Source organism: Candidatus Syntrophosphaera thermopropionivorans, assembly GCF_004353895.1.
GTDB lineage: Bacteria > Cloacimonadota > Cloacimonadia > Cloacimonadales > Cloacimonadaceae > Syntrophosphaera > Syntrophosphaera thermopropionivorans.
On the sequence record NZ_SMOG01000012.1, the window covers coordinates 24,531 to 40,846 of the forward strand.

Annotated in this window: 14 protein-coding genes and 1 tRNA gene; all 15 read left to right on the top strand. The window is 37.8% G+C overall.

Annotated features, from left to right (window positions below; genetic code table 11):
- The first annotated feature begins 103 nt into the window (after positions 1-103).
- The 15 genes from radA (at position 104) to E0946_RS04670 (ending at position 16,285) form a co-directional block, all read left to right on the top strand.
- The gene (radA, locus tag E0946_RS04600; RefSeq protein ID WP_133201298.1) at positions 104-1,447 is read left to right on the top strand and encodes a DNA repair protein RadA; all 1,344 of its coding nucleotides are present in this window, start codon (positions 104-106) and stop codon (positions 1,445-1,447) included.
- Between the two features lie 30 nt (positions 1,448-1,477).
- Positions 1,478-3,592: an HD family phosphohydrolase gene (locus tag E0946_RS04605; RefSeq protein WP_133201299.1), complete on the top strand. Its 2,115-nt coding sequence runs from the start codon at positions 1,478-1,480 to the stop codon at positions 3,590-3,592.
- Positions 3,589-4,050: an rRNA maturation RNase YbeY gene (ybeY, locus tag E0946_RS04610; RefSeq protein ID WP_165942086.1), complete on the top strand. Its 462-nt coding sequence runs from the start codon at positions 3,589-3,591 to the stop codon at positions 4,048-4,050. Before E0946_RS04605 ends, ybeY begins: the two co-directional genes overlap by 4 nt.
- Positions 4,031-5,308, top strand: a complete 1,278-nt coding sequence (locus tag E0946_RS04615; RefSeq protein ID WP_243713751.1) for a hemolysin family protein — start codon at positions 4,031-4,033, stop codon at positions 5,306-5,308. The genes ybeY and E0946_RS04615 overlap by 20 nt, the downstream gene beginning before the upstream one ends.
- 26 nt (positions 5,309-5,334) lie before the next feature.
- Positions 5,335-5,742: a VanZ family protein gene (locus E0946_RS04620; RefSeq protein ID WP_133201301.1), complete on the top strand. Its 408-nt coding sequence runs from the start codon at positions 5,335-5,337 to the stop codon at positions 5,740-5,742.
- On the top strand, positions 5,714-6,460 hold the full coding sequence (locus E0946_RS04625) for an ABC transporter ATP-binding protein (RefSeq protein WP_133201302.1): 747 nt from the start codon (positions 5,714-5,716) through the stop codon (positions 6,458-6,460). Before E0946_RS04620 ends, E0946_RS04625 begins: the two co-directional genes overlap by 29 nt.
- Before the next feature lies 1 nt (position 6,461).
- Positions 6,462-6,992 carry a Gx transporter family protein gene (locus E0946_RS04630; RefSeq protein ID WP_243713752.1) on the top strand — a complete coding sequence of 177 codons (531 nt, stop codon included), beginning with the start codon at positions 6,462-6,464 and terminating at the stop codon, positions 6,990-6,992.
- Complete coding sequence (locus E0946_RS04635; protein WP_133201303.1) at positions 6,985-9,045, top strand: penicillin-binding protein 1A; 2,061 nt, start codon at positions 6,985-6,987, stop codon at positions 9,043-9,045. The genes E0946_RS04630 and E0946_RS04635 overlap by 8 nt, the downstream gene beginning before the upstream one ends.
- Positions 9,046-9,068: 23 nt before the next feature.
- Complete coding sequence (locus tag E0946_RS04640) at positions 9,069-10,274, top strand: putative sugar nucleotidyl transferase (protein WP_133201304.1); 1,206 nt, start codon at positions 9,069-9,071, stop codon at positions 10,272-10,274.
- Positions 10,267-11,142: a PSP1 domain-containing protein gene (locus tag E0946_RS04645; RefSeq protein WP_133201305.1), complete on the top strand. Its 876-nt coding sequence runs from the start codon at positions 10,267-10,269 to the stop codon at positions 11,140-11,142. The genes E0946_RS04640 and E0946_RS04645 overlap by 8 nt, the downstream gene beginning before the upstream one ends.
- A complete protein-coding gene (gene rlmN, locus E0946_RS04650; protein ID WP_133201306.1) occupies positions 11,136-12,182 on the top strand; it encodes a dual-specificity RNA methyltransferase RlmN in 1,047 nt (348 codons plus the stop codon). Before E0946_RS04645 ends, rlmN begins: the two co-directional genes overlap by 7 nt.
- Positions 12,179-12,952, top strand: coding sequence for a deoxyribose-phosphate aldolase (gene deoC / locus E0946_RS04655; protein WP_133201307.1), 774 nt, complete (start codon positions 12,179-12,181; stop codon positions 12,950-12,952). Before rlmN ends, deoC begins: the two co-directional genes overlap by 4 nt.
- A gap of 11 nt (positions 12,953-12,963) precedes the next feature.
- Positions 12,964-14,397 (top strand): FAD-dependent thymidylate synthase, encoded by a 1,434-nt coding sequence (thyX, locus tag E0946_RS04660; RefSeq protein ID WP_133201308.1) that lies wholly within the window; start codon positions 12,964-12,966, stop codon positions 14,395-14,397.
- Positions 14,398-14,427: 30 nt separating this feature from the next.
- Positions 14,428-14,504 (top strand) — tRNA-Arg (locus tag E0946_RS04665).
- Positions 14,505-14,515: 11 nt separating this feature from the next.
- The gene (locus E0946_RS04670) at positions 14,516-16,285 is read left to right on the top strand and encodes an ABC-F family ATP-binding cassette domain-containing protein (RefSeq protein ID WP_133201309.1); all 1,770 of its coding nucleotides are present in this window, start codon (positions 14,516-14,518) and stop codon (positions 16,283-16,285) included.
- The last annotated feature ends 31 nt before the right edge of the window (positions 16,286-16,316 follow it).

Genomic DNA, 16,316 nt, shown 5'->3' on the forward strand with positions numbered 1-16,316 from the left:
ATTTTTGTCAGATAAAGTATAAACTTGAAAACTATGAGTTAGAAGCAAGAAAAGACTTGTCATTTTTTTGACAGAAGAAAATATAGATAAAGAGGTAGAAAAGATGGCAAGTCAATTTTTTTGCACTGATTGTGGATATGAAACAAATAAATGGAGTGGAAAGTGTCCTGCTTGTGGAAGTTGGGGCACAATTATAGAGAGTACGCGCATAACCGGAAAAAATCAATCAGGTAAAATTCCTGATTTACAACAAGCAAAACCGGAATGCATCAAAGATATAAAAACCACAGAGATTTCTCGTTGGAAAACCGGAACAGCAGAATTTGATTTAGTTTTAGGTGGTGGAATAGTTCCTGGAATGGTTGTTTTAATAGGTGGCGAACCTGGAGTAGGGAAATCTACTTTGATGTTACAGCTATCGGAATGGATGGGTAAACAAGGCAAAAAAGTGCTCTATGCCACTGGAGAAGAAAGTGCCGAACAGATACAATTACGCAGTACACGGTTAAATATTTCAAGTGAAAATATCTGGTTACTTTGCACCAATGATGCAGAACATATACTGAATGAAGTAGCAGAAAATCATTCTGACCTTCTTATCATTGATTCCATTCAATCAGTCAGTTTGCCCAATCTGGATTCTCTTCCTGGTACGGTTACTCAACTACGAGAAACCTGCAATCGGATTATAAGATGTGCAAAGACAATGCATCTACCGGTATTTTTAGTAGGGCATGTGACTAAAGAAGGGTTTGTTGCCGGTCCTAAAATTATAGAACATATGGTAGATACAGTTTTATATTTTGAAGGAGAGCTCCAGGGTCAATATAAGATTTTAAGAGCAGTGAAAAATAGGTTTGGACCGACCAATGAGATTGGTATATTTGAGATGAGCAATATAGGACTGGTAGAAGTTCCTGACCCCAATCAGATTTTTCTTTCCGAATCAGGAAAGCATAATGGTACAGCCATAGGCTGCGTTATGGAAGGTTCTCGTTCCTTTATTGTAGAAGTTCAAGCTCTGGCAACTAATTCTAACTATGGGACACCGCAAAGAGTGGTATCTGGATTGGAACAGAAAAAGCTGGCAATATTACTGGCAATTCTGGAGAAGAATTTAGCACTCTATCTTCGTGGCAGTGATGTATTTATCAATCTTGCAGGAGGAATTCGTTCCACCGATCCTGGTTTAGACCTTGCCATTTTGTCTGCCATTATTTCCAGTTTAAAAGATAAGCCAGTGCCCGAAAGGTCTGTTTTTATTGGAGAAGTGGCATTAAATGGTGAAATTAGACCCGTGTCACAAATAGAACCTCGCATTAATGAAGCGCTAAAACTTGGCTATGAAAGAGTTATTATTTCAGGACATTCCAAAGTGCGTCAAAAAGCAAAAGTATTAAAGCTTTTCAATGTGCGAGAGCTATATGCGTTTCTGGACAAAACTTGACATTATAACCGATTATATAAATTTAAACTTATGGAAACTAAATATATATTAATAGCTATAATTACTGCCCTTTGCATTATAGGACTATTTCAGCTGGTTAATGAAGGGGAAGGATATCCGGAATATCATCTAAGCGTCGGTAAAATTGCAGATTTTGAATTAGTAGCTCCATTTGACTTTCAGATTTTAAAGAGTGATGAGCAATTGCAAGAAGAATATGCTCAAGCTTTAAGGAAAGCGGATAAACCCTACACTTTCAGCCCTGATATTGAGTTTGAAGCTTATCGCAATCTTGACCAATTATTTAATTATATCTGGGAAGCAAGAGAAAATCCTAATCCTGAATCGGTGATACTAAAAGCAAGAGAGGAAGGTTTTCAATTAGAAAATATCTATTCTTTGCTACACGCTAATGAAGATATGATTAATTCTCTATATAACAGTGTAAGAAATATCTTAACTGAGCTTTATAAGGTGGGAATTTATCAAGGTATTACTGGAGATAGTGTTCTGGTGGTAACCCCAACTGGTAATAAAAAATTTCCCCGAACCAGATATTTTGAAGTGGAAGAAGCAAAAAGATTAATGAAATCCAGGATGGGTCCAATGGCTCAAAATCTCCTACTGGAGAATAATCTTAATAAATTGGTTATGCCTAATCTGGTGGTGGATGCAGTTCAGTATGCTAAACTACAAGAAGAGATAAAAAAACAGATTAATCCTGTGGCAGGAATGGTGCTGCAGAATGAAATAATAATTAGGAAGAATCAACGCATTACGGAAGAAGATATAAACAAAATAAATTCTTTAGTCCGTGAATATAAAGCACGAGGCGAACGAAGAACCTCCTTAATGAAATGGCTAAGCTTTATGGGATTACTTATATATATCTTAGCCTGTCTCTTCGCATTCAATTTGTATTATTGGCATACTCCCTATAGAGAAACCTACGGCAATAATGGCACTTACATTTTAAATCTGGGATTTGTTCTTTCCGTTTTAATGACAATTATTACCTGTAAAATGCTAAATTTAAATGCAAGTCTCATACCGCTGGTAATGTTTAGTGTCACTGTGGCTATTATAATTGGTTTTGATTTTGCCATAATATATTCAATCTTTAGCATCTTAATGATTACTCCCTTTGCAAATTGGGATGCATTTAATCTGGCACTGCTATTAACTTCCATTTTATTGCTTTTATCCTTAATGAGAAATTTCAAGTCCCGTCATGATTTTCTTCGTATTGGAGTGTATTTCTTTTTAATCTTGAATATACTTTCTTATGCTCTGGGAATGGTCTCCTATTCTGGAAATGATCTTGGTGAAAAGTTTCAATCTCTACTGCAGAATACGGGCTATTCATTGATTTCTATCATTATTGCAATTTTAGGAGCTATGGGCTTAGTTCGTTATTTTGAAAGAAAACTTCATCGTGCTACGAAGCAGGTTCTTCTTGAATTGCAGGATTTTAATCACCCTCTTTTAAAAAGGCTCGCCACCAATGCTGCGGGAACTTATCATCATAGCTTGATAGTGGGAAATCTTGCTGAACAAGCAGCTGCTGCCATAGGAGCTAATCCTCTTTTAGCAAGAGTTGGTAGCTATTATCACGATATTGGTAAATCTGTACATCCGGAATTATTTACAGAAAATAATGAAGATTCTTCTGAGTTCCATGATAAATATACTCCCGAAGAAAGTGCTGATATCATTAGAGACCATATTAAAGAAGGAGTAGTTTTAGCCCAAAAATATCATCTTCCTCAACCTGTAATTGATATTATTAATCAACATCATGGGACCAGTTATATTCGGTTTTTCTTGGATGCTGCCCAACGAAAAGGTGAGGTCACAGATTTATCCGCTTTCCGTTATCCTGGACCTTTACCTCAAACCAAAGAAGCAGCTCTGGTGATGCTGGCAGATATAGTGGAATCTACCATAAAATCAAAAAAAGATGTCACTGAAGAAGAGATAGAAAAGATACTTGATGACACTATTCAAAGACTTATTAGAGAGGGACAATTCAATGAAGCTCCGATTACTCTGAAGGACCTGGCTAAAGCAAAAGAAGTTATGCTGCCCATCTTAGCTGGAATCTATCGGAAAAGGATTGAATACCCAGAGGAGATTTCTCCTTGAACTACATAGACTTTAATTTAGTCAATGATACAGAATATTTAGTGGATGATAAACTTCTCCTATCCTGTGCTGAGAAAGTCTTAGAAGAAGAATTACCTGGAAAGAGAGCAGAATTGAATTTACTTCTATGTGATGACGAGGTTATGCAAAATTATAATAGAATCTTTAGAGGTGATAACTCTGTAACCGATGTGCTATGCTTCAATTATTATGATTCTATCTTGGATACGGAAGATGAAGCTTTTCCCAGCCCTTACTGCGATATTATCATTGACATAAAACAGTTAGAACGGCAAAAGGGAAATAAAAGTATGGAAGATGAACTAATTGAAGTTTTTATTCATGGATTATTACATGCTCTGGGTTATGACCATATTAGATTAGAAGATCGCACGGTGATGGAAGAAAAAGAAAAATATTATATTAATAAGATAGTAGGTGATAAGACAAGTGGATGATGGTTCAGCGTTATTAATAATACTTTTACTATTATTATTATCTGCATTCTTTTCTGGTTCTGAAACCGCTTTCTTTTCCCTACCTCGTCTCTATCTAAAGAAGTTAGAGAAGAGTAAGAGCTCAAGTGCCAAAAGAATTCTTAAGTTATTGAGTAAGCCCCGCCAACTTTTAATTACTATCCTCTTAGGCAATACCTTTGTTAATATGGGGATATCCTCATTAGGAGCCTTGCTGGCTATTGGAATTGCCCAAAAACATAATTTTAACACTTCAACCGCTTTGACCATACAAGTCATAATCACTACCATAGTGATTGTCATTTTCGGTGAGATTATTCCTAAGCTTACAGCTCTTGCCACAGCGAATAAATTTGCTCAAATAACCAGTTTACCTCTTCAATTCTTTAGCTATATTTTTTACGGTCCCGTATGGTTAATTGATAAATTCAATTTATTGCTTTCAAGAAAAAAAACGGTTGATAGACATATGGCAGAAAAGGTAACTACAGAAGAGATTCATAACCTTATCCAATCTGAAAGTTCTAAACATACCCTGGATGAACATGAAAAGAAGATGCTGGTAGGTTTGTTTCGCTTTAAAGATGCTAAAATATCCGAAATCTATGTTCCACGAGTGAAAGTTAAAGCCATAGAAGAAAATAGCAGTCTGGAAGAATTAAAAGAACTCATTGTAACTACTGGATATTCTCGCATTCCCGTGTACCGAAAGACCATAGATGAAATTGTCGGAATAATATATGTGAAAGACTTGATTCTCTATCCGGAGAAGAAAACTATAAAAGAATTGATGAGACCTGCCTGGTTCGTGACAGAAAATATGAAGGTGCAGACACTGCTTAATCAATTCAAACAAAAGAAAATGCAGATGGCAATAGTGGTGGATGAATATGGAGGAACCTCTGGAATCATATCTCTGGAAGATATACTGGAAGAAATTGTAGGAGAAATACAGGACGAATATGACCAATATGAAATTCCGGAGCTAAGTCAAATTGACGAAAACACTTATCGCATGCAAGGAACTGTCAGTATTCGCCTTTTCAATGAAGAACTGGATGCTTCTTTAGACGCAGAAGAGTATGATAATATTGCAGAGTTTTTACTCACCCAATTCAATCATGTTCCTGCACCTGGAGAGACCTTGGTCTGGGAAGATTCTTTGCAGTTCAAGGTGCTGGATAGCAATGATAAAAGCATCAAATTAGTAGAGGTGACCAAACTTTCAAAGGAATCATAAATCAGGAGAGGATAAGTTCTGGATTAATGGATAGTAAAACTATGGGAAAACAAAAATCAAAGCGTAAATCTGAATTAAAATTATGGGCATCAGTCGGATGGTTAATTATTATCTGGATTGTATCTTCTATCCCTTCAGAAAAATTTCCTACTCAGGAAATCTTTAGCTTTGATAAAGTTGCCCATTTTGGCGAGTATTTGTTGCTTGCCTTATTAGTAAATTCCAGTTTTAGAGAAAGTAAACTGAGAGGAAGAAATATCTGGTGGCTTTACTTAATCCTATTTATTATCGCAGGATTGGATGAATATCATCAGCGTTTTATACCGGGTAGAACCGTCTGTATAGAAGATTATCTTGCTAATGCTTCGGGGTTGGCTGTAGGCTTGATATTTTTCTGGATACTTTATGATAGAAGTAAAGAACCTGTATCTTAGATTAAATGGCCAGCTTATCTTGGAGGACATTGATTTTGTCCTGGAAGATGGTCATAATATGATTATCTTAGGAAGAAGTGGTGCAGGGAAGACTGTATTAATTAAGACTTTAATGGGTTTTTTCCCCCCGGATAAAGGCTCGGTCTTTGTAGATGGGGTGGATGTTTATCAGGATAAAGATTTTCATAATTCTGGGTTGAAGCACAGTTTTGCTATGGTTTTTCAAAATGCGGCATTGCTGGATTCTTTCACCGTATTCCAGAATGTGGCTCTTTCACTCTATGAACGGGGTGAGATGGATTTATCTGAAATAAGAGAAAGGGTTAGGAAAAGCTTAGCATTGGTAGGTTTGGAATCTGCAGAAAATAAATACCCTTCTGAACTTAGTGGAGGTATGCGAAAAAGGGTGGGCATTGCTCGTGCTCTGGCATATGAACCACGATATATCATTTTTGATGAACCTATATCAGGTTTAGACCCTATAACTGCTTCTGAAATCTTATACTATATAACTCAGATAATTGAGCAAGGCGAAGTTACCACTATCACTATAACTCATGATATTAGTAATGTTCATCAGTTAGGAGACCGGGTATTATTTCTGGAACAAGGAAAACAACTTTACTATGGCAATCTGGAAGGTCTGTATGCCAGTCAAGACCCTATCATTCAAAAATTCCTGAACCTTCATAACAATAAGTATAATTTCAATTCATAAAGTGAAGAAGCAATTAGCCCTGTCTTCTCCTATAACTTTAGCTTTTCTTACGGCTACAGCTTGCACCATCCATATTTTTGAAAGCCTAATTATGCGTCTTTTGCCGCTTCCATTTCTTAGACTCGGATTATCAAATATCATTGTAATGTATTTAATTTTAAAGGGAAAACCTCTTCAAGCGGTATTGGTTAATGTGACAAAATCCCTAGTTGGTGGTGCAGTAACCTTTACTTTAATGACTCCTGCCACACTATTATCTCTGGGTGGTGGTTTATTTGCCATTTTTGCAATGTGGTTGGCTTGTGTTTCCAATCTTGGTTTTACAGAGATAGGTATTAGCATTTGTGGGGCTATTGCACATAACATTATGCAACTTTTCCTGGTGAAAACAATAGTGCTACCAGGAACAAGAGTTTTTGTATTGACACCATTATTGTTATTTTTAGGGTTGTTTACGGGTATAATAACTGCATGGCTTTTGTTGCTTGCCGAAGCCAGATTTAAAATAATTAAGACGGATAGTAATGAATGAAATAAATAAGCAAAAGTGGAACTCGGTGCTCAAAGTTATCGGGATAATCTTCTGTATATGCGTGGGACTATTTTTTGGTATCCTATGGTATTATCAAGATGATTTACCTCCAACCAGCGAGCTAAAAAATTACACTCTTCGCACGGGAAGTGAAGTGTATGATTGTAATGGGAAGATGGTCTATCTTTTTGCCTATGAACGTCGGAAACTGGTATCTTTGAAGGAGTTACCTCAGCATCTGATAGATGCTCTGCTGGTTACTGAAGATAAAAGATTCTATTACCATTTTGGCGTAGACCCTATAAGAATGGTTAAAGCCTTAATAACAGATTTGAAAACAGGAGAATTCTCTCAGGGTGCAAGCACTATCACTCAACAACTTGCCAGAAATATGTTTCTTACATTGGATAAAAAGCTTTCCCGAAAATTACAGGAGATAGTGTTAGCCTTTAAAATTGAATCTACCTTTAGTAAAGATGAAATCCTGGAGATTTATCTCAATAAAATTTTCTGGGGCTCTCAAAATCACGGTATTGAAACAGCCTCACTTTACTATTTCAATAAACATGCACGGGATTTAAGCCTACCAGAGGCAGCTCTTCTGGTAGGAATGATTCAAAGACCTAATTACTACGATCCTTTTAAACACCCGGATAGAGCAAAAAGCAGACGAGACCTGGTGCTGGAAAGGATGTATAAAGCTAAAAAGATTAGTAAAGAAGAATATCTGGAGGCAATTGCTACTCCGCTTAATCCTCAATCAGGAGGAGTTTATGCTCGTTTTGCTTCCGACTATTTTATTGAATATATACGCATCTACTTGGAAAATAAATATGGAACTGACCGTTTATTTGAAGGTGGTTTAAGAATTTATACCACTCTGGATGCAGACCTATCTTCTGCCGCAGATTCTATTCTAAATGCCTATCTTAGAAATGTTGAGAACAGTGGAGGTTTCCGTTATAAATATTCCTCTGTGCCTAAGGATGCTCAGGATATTGATACTAAATATATCCAGGGTGGCTTGGTTCTAATGGAAAATAAAACGGGTTATGTCCGAACTCTGATTGGAGGAAGAAACTTTGAACATAGTAAGTTCAATAGGATGACTCAAGCACGACGGCAACCCGGTTCTTCTATCAAACCTACTTATTATACTCTTGCTATAGAGAGAGGTTACACTCCAGCCACCATTTTAGATGATGCACCAATAACTATCGGAAACTGGAGTCCTTCTAATGCTGATAATAAATATCATGGACCTACCCGAATGCGAGTTGCCTTACAGTGGTCCTATAATGCCTGGGCAGTTAGATGTGCGCAAGACCTTGGATTGAGCACTCTTAACGAAGCCTTTAAACGCTTTGGTTTAAATATATACGCCCAGGATATGACTGCTTCCTTAGGAGCATATGAAGTTGTACCCATCAATCTTATTTCTGCCTATACTGCATTTCCCAATGAAGGAATGAGAGTGAAACCTGTCTTTATCACTAAAGTAGAAGATATGAAAGGGAATGTTTTGGAGCGAGGTTCAATCCAAAAATATTCTGTATGTTCTCCCCAGGTAGCTTATTTAATGACCAGTATGCTCCAAACAGTAGCTTCATCAGGAACTGGTGCTGCGTCCCGTAATGGCTATTTCTGGGATAATGCTGGTAAAACAGGGACTACTGATGCCAATAATGATTCCTGGTTTATAGGATTCAATAAGGCTTATACTCTGGGAATCTGGATGGGATTTGATAATAATAAAATAAAAGCAGGTTCTGCACAAGCAGTGAGAATTTGGGGACCCATTATGACTCAAGCTATCAAGAATGATAATAAAGGACGCACTCCCAAACCAAATGACTCAAGATATTCTTTTACTGTTCCCCCCAGAATAGTTCAACTTAATATAAATCCTTACACGGGCTTAGTCGTCAGTAGTGGTGGTATACCTGAAGTCTTTATTGAAGATAATATACCACCCACAGCTCCGGATTCTTTACGATATGGTAAAACTCCAGGCACTCCTTATTTTAAGGAAGAACTGGAACAGGAATTATAAAAACTAACAATACCGAGGAAACAATGATTATATTTGATGATAAAAAGCAAAACTTATTCTTTCCACTAACCCTGAACCGTAGTGTAGGGGATTTACGTTGTGGAATCTTAAAACTTAGACAAAGATTGGAAGAACTTTTAGACGCAGAGGATACTACTTTCTGGATAGACCCTGATTTACAAGACCTTTATAAAACCAGACATCCTGATTGGAAAATTAATGAACCTGCTAATCAAGGAACTCTGATGGTAAACTCGCGTTTGAAACCAAGCTCTGAATCTATTAGTGCTATAAAAGACTTAAAACCGAATCAAGGTCTGGTCCAAGGAGATGATTTAATTGCATTCTATGCTCCTAAAACAATTTCTGAACTGCCTACTGCTCTTGAATTAAAAGCTGCAGGAATAGAACTCATCCCTTCTCAATTGACCCTCTATCAAAACCTTAGTGAACTCATTAATGATAATGAAAGATTGATTCGTCTTGATTTTGAACAATTCTTTTATGACCAGGATAATTACTTTGAAACTGAACCAGGAGTAACAGTTCTCAATCCTTATTATATCTGGATAGGAGAAAATGTCTCCTTGAACCCTGGTTGTGTCCTTGATGCTTCAGAAGGTCCCATAATTATAGATGAAGGCACAACTGTCCTTCCCAATGCAGTTATCTGTGGTCCTGCTTATATCGGTAAAAAATCTTTAATCAAAGTGGGAGCAAAGATTTATGAAGGAACATCCATAGGACCTGTCTGTAAAGTTGGAGGTGAGGTTGAAGAAAGCATTATACAGGCTTATTCCAATAAGCAACATGATGGTTTTCTGGGACATAGCTATATAGGAGAATGGGTCAATATCGGTGCTGGTTCATCTAATAGCGATTTAAAAAATACCTATAAAAATGTTAAATTTTATTCCTATGCCTCTGGCGAAAAGATAGATTCTGGCACTATGTTTTTGGGTTCTATGGTGGGAGATTATGTAAAATTGGGTATTAATACAAGTGTTAATACAGGTTGTGTGATAGGTTTTGGGTGCAATCTCTGGAGTTCAGATTTGATAGCAGATTTTATTCCAGATTTTTCCTGGGGAAGGGCTTCTCAACTTACCAAATATCGTTTTGAGGCTTTCTGTGAAACTGCTAAACTAGTAAAAAAACGTCGTGGACTTGACCTGTCTCCAGAGGAGATTGCACTTTTTAAAAAGATATGGGAGCTAAACAATGGTTGAACCATTAGATTTAGATGAAGAAAACAGCCCTGAATATCTGGAAGTAATATTTCGCACGGGACGTCTGGGTTATTATCAAAACACTTCTCAACTTCCCTTAAAACCTGATGATTTGATTATTGTTGAAGTAGATAGAGGTGAGGACATAGCACAGGTCATTCATCTTAGTGTTAGCGATGAAGAGGTGCTGGCGCAGATTCCTCAAACTCCTAATCCTTTCAAGATAAAACGAATAGCCACAGAGGAAGATATTGAAAAACTGCGTCATCTACCAGATGAAGAAAAAAAAGCTGCTCAAATCTTTGCCGAAATCCTGAAAAGATATTCCTTTGAAATGAAGCTAATTGATACTGTCTATCAATTTGACGGCAATAAAATTACTTTCTTCTTTACGGCTGAAGGAAGAATTGATTTTCGTGTTTTTGTTCGTGAACTTGCTAATGTCTTCAGAACCAGAATAGAACTACATCAGACCACGGGAAGAGATGAAGCTCGCAGAATGGGTGGTTTCGGGATGTGCGGATTATCTTATTGTTGTGGAAATTTCCTGAAGCATTTTAATCAAGTGACGATTAAGATGGCACGAGACCAGAATCTGGCAGGAAATCTCGCAAAAATATCTGGTCCCTGTGGCAGATTGCTCTGTTGTCTCAATTTTGAAGAAGATTTCTATATGGAAGAGGGAAAACTTCTCCCTGTTCCTGGCACCTGTGTGGAATATCAGGGCATAAAAATGTATGTCTTGAAAACTGATCCACTGAAAAAGAACATCCTCCTTTCTGACGATGATGAAAATATAACTGAGCTTGATTTAGAGACTTTCCTAACTCTGAAAATTCTTTCCTCTCCAGACCTGGAATTATGTTAAATAGCATTTATGGCATTATGCCTGAACAGCTAAGTGCCTTTTTGTCCTCTGAATATCCTGCTTATCGTTCGCAGCAGTTGTTAAAATGGATTTATGAAAAAAAGGTATTTGACCCTTCTAAGATGACCGATCTGCCCGCTACTATGCAAAGCTATTTATCACAAGCCTTTGATTTCTCTATGCCACAAATCGTACAAACTCTTAAATCTATGGATGGGAGTCAAAAGTTCCGGTTATTATTATCAGATGGAGAGCAGATTGAAATGGTCTTGATGCCAGAAGAGAAAAAACTTACGCTTTGCGTTTCTTCTCAAATTGGTTGTGCTCGTGATTGTTCTTTCTGTGCTACGGGTAAAATGAAACTACACCGTAATCTGTATCCTCATGAAATTGTGCAACAGTTTCTTCTGGCATCCCGAGAGACCACTGAACGGATTACCAATCTGGTCTTTATGGGTATGGGTGAACCACTGGATAATCTGGAAAATGTTCTCAGTGCCCTGAAATTAATTCAGGATGAACGAGCTCTTGCTTTTAGCCCTCGCAGAACTACTATTTCCACCTGCGGAATCGTCCCTGGAATCTATGCTTTAGCTGATTCTGGTGTGAAAGTGAAACTTGCGGTATCTCTGAATTCTGCTCGTAATTCTATCCGTGATAAACTTATGCCGGTCAATCGTAAATACCCTCTTTCTGTTCTGAAAAAAGCTTTACTCTATTTTCAGAAGAAGAACCCTTTTCGTATTACCCTTGAATATATCCTTATCTCCGGAGTTAATATGGAAGATGAAGATTTGAAAGCCTTGCGTCAGTTTAGCGGAGACCTTTCCTGTAAGATTAATTTCATACCCTTCAATACCTTACCATTTCTCCCTTACCTCTCTCCTGGCGAAGAAGAGCTAAAATCCTTTCTCCTAAAGGCTCGTGGAGCTTTGCCTCAAACTATAACTCTAAGACGAAGCCGTGGGATAGACATTCAGGGTGCTTGTGGACAGTTAGTTGTGGAATCAAATAAAATATCTTTGAGAGGTGCTGTATGAATGAAATAGAATATATTGCTCGTAAACTTTTTGGAGATAATCCTCCTTGTAAATGTGGTGGAGGACATAATATCTGTCTCGGGTGTAATATCTGTCGTGCAGATCAACCTGACCAAATTTATGACCCCTTAGCTGATATTGCCTCCGTTATTGATGCCACATTACTGAAAGCAGATGCCACGCAGAGTGAAGTTAATGCTCTTTGTGACCTTGCTAATGAATATAAATGTGCTGCAGTATGCGTAAATTCCCACTTCTCTCATCCTCTGCAACTTAGACTTAATGCTTCTGTGAAATCCTGCACCGTTATCAATTTTCCGCTCGGCGCAAGCTATATCTATGCTGTTGCTGCAGAAGCTCTTGCTGTCATTAATACGGGCATTGAAGAACTGGATATGGTGCAAAACCTGAGTGCAGTTAAGAGCGGTCATCCTCTTCATTCCTATCAGTTAATCAAAAATATCGCTGAAATGACTCATTCTAATGATGTCCTGCTTAAAGTTATTCTGGAGACTTGTTATCTTTCTAAAGAAGAGATTATCACCTGTGCTCTTTACGCAAAGAAAGCAGGAGCAGATTTCGTTAAGACTTCCACCGGATTTGGAACAGCAGGAGCAACCGTAGAGAATGTGCGTCTTTTGAGAGAAATAGTTGGTCCTAAGATGGGAGTAAAAGCAGCAGGAGGAATTAGAACCAGAGAACAAGCACTGGCAATGTTGAATGCAGGTGCTAATCGCATCGGTGCAAGCAATGTGAAGGCGTTGCTTTAATTAGATTTACTATGCAGGTCAATCTCGCTGGCTATAATATTGATAGCTCTTTAATTCGTAAACTACAAACTGAGAGTGCAACACCAGAAGTAATCTCTGCTGCTTATGCACGAATCTCGCGTAGTGAAAAATCCATTGCTGAACTTCGGGAACAGGCACTAAAAGAGCTGGAGAAAGCTCGGCGCTCCAATCAAAAAATTATCTTTGAACTTGGTCATTCTTCCGTTGCTGAACATTCTGTGTTTAACTTTGACCTGATTGGCATTTCTCGTCTTGTAACTGAATTAGTGGAAATTATCCGATTTGCTTCCTTTACCGAAAAGTCCCAGCGTTATGTAGCTTTTTCTGACGACTTTGTTATCCCTGAAGAACTGGAAAAACCAACACTGAAACCTCTTCGTGAAGAATATATCCACATTATGCAAGCTCTTTTTAACGAATATAAAGAAAGCCTTAAAGCTATACAGGAATATTATAAAAAGGTTCAACCTCAGTTAAAGAAGTCTGAAATTGAAGGCAAAGCTAAAGAAGATGCTCGTTATATCTTACCTCTTGCTACCAAAACTCAATTGGGAATGACTATCAATGCCCGCAGTCTGGAAAATTTATTAAGGAGGTTGATTACTTCTCCTTTAGCGGAAGCTCACGAACTGTATAACCTTCTGTTGAAATCAGTAAAAGAATTATGTCCCTCTCTTATTCGCTATATTGAAAAAGAAGATTTTAAAGGCACTTTTGATGTGGCAAAGATTAAAACTGATATTATTGAAAATTCATTTGATAAATCCCCAGTTAAAATACTTGAATTTTCTGTAGATGCTGATGATAAAATCTTAGCTGCACTCCTATTTGAGCAATGTTCCAATTCTTTTTCTTCCTGTCTGGAAACTATAACTAAACTGGATGAAACTAAGAAAAAAGAGTTATGGGCAGAGATTTTTGAGCATATCCAGCCTTGGAGCAAAATGCCTCGTGCTTTTGAACTGGTAGATTGTAGCTTTGAACTTGCTATGTCTGAATGTTGTTGGTCTCAATTTAAAAGGCATAGGGTGGCGACTCTTCTTAAACAAAAAGCCTACTCTCTAAATAATTATATCTTTCCTCCGATTATCTATACTCTGAAACGAGAAGATAAATGGTTAAAGCTTTTAGAGGAAACGAATCTTTTAAAACAAAAACTGACAGCAGTCTCTCCTGAGCTGGTTCATTATGCTCGTCTGAATGCTGAACAAGTGCGAGTTCTGGTAAAAATGAATCTTCGTGAAATCTATCATTTTATCCGACTGCGTGCTGATATAAATGCTCAATGGGAAATCCGTAATCTTGCTTGTAGTTTTGCTGAATATATTCATCCTTTAGCTCCTTTTGCCACCTCTTATCTATGCGGGAAAAGTGAACTGGACAGCTTAGTTCAATCCACGGGAAAGGGATTGACAAAAACCTGATTAAATTAATCTATGGGTCTACTATCCTGCGTCCCTGTAGCTCAGCTGGATAGAGTGGCACCCTCCGAAGGTGAAGGTCAGGCGTTCGAATCGCCTCAGGGACGCCATATAACCATTTATGCCCTCTGAAGTTATTCTCACCGTAGAAAATCTTTCCCTCCAGCTGGGAAGTAAAGTCATATTTGCTGAACTAAATCTCGGAGTGCATAATGGTGATAAAATTGGGATTGTGGGGATAAATGGTTCCGGAAAATCAACTCTTCTAAGATTACTGGCGGGGAATCTTGAACCTACTACAGGAACGATTGTTAAAAGAAGAGACTTAACTCTCGGATGGCTTCCCCAGAATGAACCCTTACCTGCGGAAGAGACCATCCTTCAATATGTTTTAAATCAGAATTTATCCAGAACCTCTGTTCCTGAAGAACATCGCTATAAGGCTATGCTTTCCTTACTTAACCTCTCCGATTGGAATAAACCTCTTAATCTACTTTCCGGTGGAGAAAGAAGAAAAGCAGGTCTGGCTAAAGTTTTAGCTCGTGAACCAGATCTCATCTTACTGGATGAACCAACCAATCATCTTGACCTGGATACGATTGAATGGCTTCAAGATTATCTCACTAAATCCAGAAAGACACTTCTCTTTGTTTCCCATGACCGCTATTTTCTGGATGCAGTCTCCAATCGCATTCTGGAAATAGAACACAGCCATTGCTACATTACCGAAGGGAATTATACAGATTATGTGGAACAAAAACTTATCCGTCTAACCGACCAAAAGAGAAAAGAAATCCGGCGTCAAGCACAGCTAAAGAAAGAACTTGATTGGTTAAAAAGAGGTGCTAAAGCTCGGACCTCAAAACCTAAAGACCATATCAATAGAGTGCAAAAACTCATCTCCCAATCCTATCTCATTTCAAAGCCAGAACTCAAAATCTCTTTTCTTATGGAGCGTCAGGGGAAAACTATCCTGGAACTCCACAATATCAGTAAAAGCTTTGAAGGAAAACTATTATTCCAAAACTTGGAGCATATCTTTCAAGCAGGTGAAAAAATCGGTATTATTGGACCCAATGGCTGTGGAAAAACTACTCTTCTAAAGATTATAGCAGGTGAGATAAAGCCCGATACAGGAACAGTCAAAGTAGGAGTTAATACTCGGTTTTCCTTTTTCAGTCAGGAAGTAGAAAACTACAATCCAGATCTTTCCGTCTTTGAATATCTGACTCAATATTCTGAGGTTATTCAGACTCAGTCAGGATTGAAATTGACCGCTAAAGAGATGCTAAAACGCTTTCTCTTTGATGATAAGATGCAACAACAAAAACTTGCTTCTCTTTCTGGAGGAGAACTGCGTCGCCTCTTTCTTCTGAAATCACTTATGTTTGGTGCAAATTTTATTATCCTGGATGAACCTACCAATGACCTGGATATTCAAACCCTGGAAATACTGGAAGATTATCTGGATGATTTTAAGGGATGTCTGCTGGTTGTTTCTCATGACCGTTTCTTTCTTGACCGATGTGTGGAACAACTTTTTGTCTTTGAAAAAGATGGAATAAGGAAGTTCCCTGGTAGTTATTCGGACTACTTATTGGTTCGTAATTATCAAAAGGAAGAAAAAGAAAATAAAAAACCTACTTTTAATATTGCTTCTAAATCTCAGCGTCAATCCAGGGGTATAAGCTATAAAGAACAGCGAGAATTGGAATTACTTACCCAAGAGATAGAAAACCTGGAGACTCAGATTAAAAATCTGGAAGATTCCCTTAACTCTACTCCTACTCTTACTCATCTTGATTACCTTCGTATAAGTGAAGAACTGGAAAGCTTGAATATGCTCTATCAACAAAAACTCCAGCGCTGGTTTGATTTATCGGAAAAATGAGAAGGGTGGGGGTGTGAGACGTCCTCGTCTC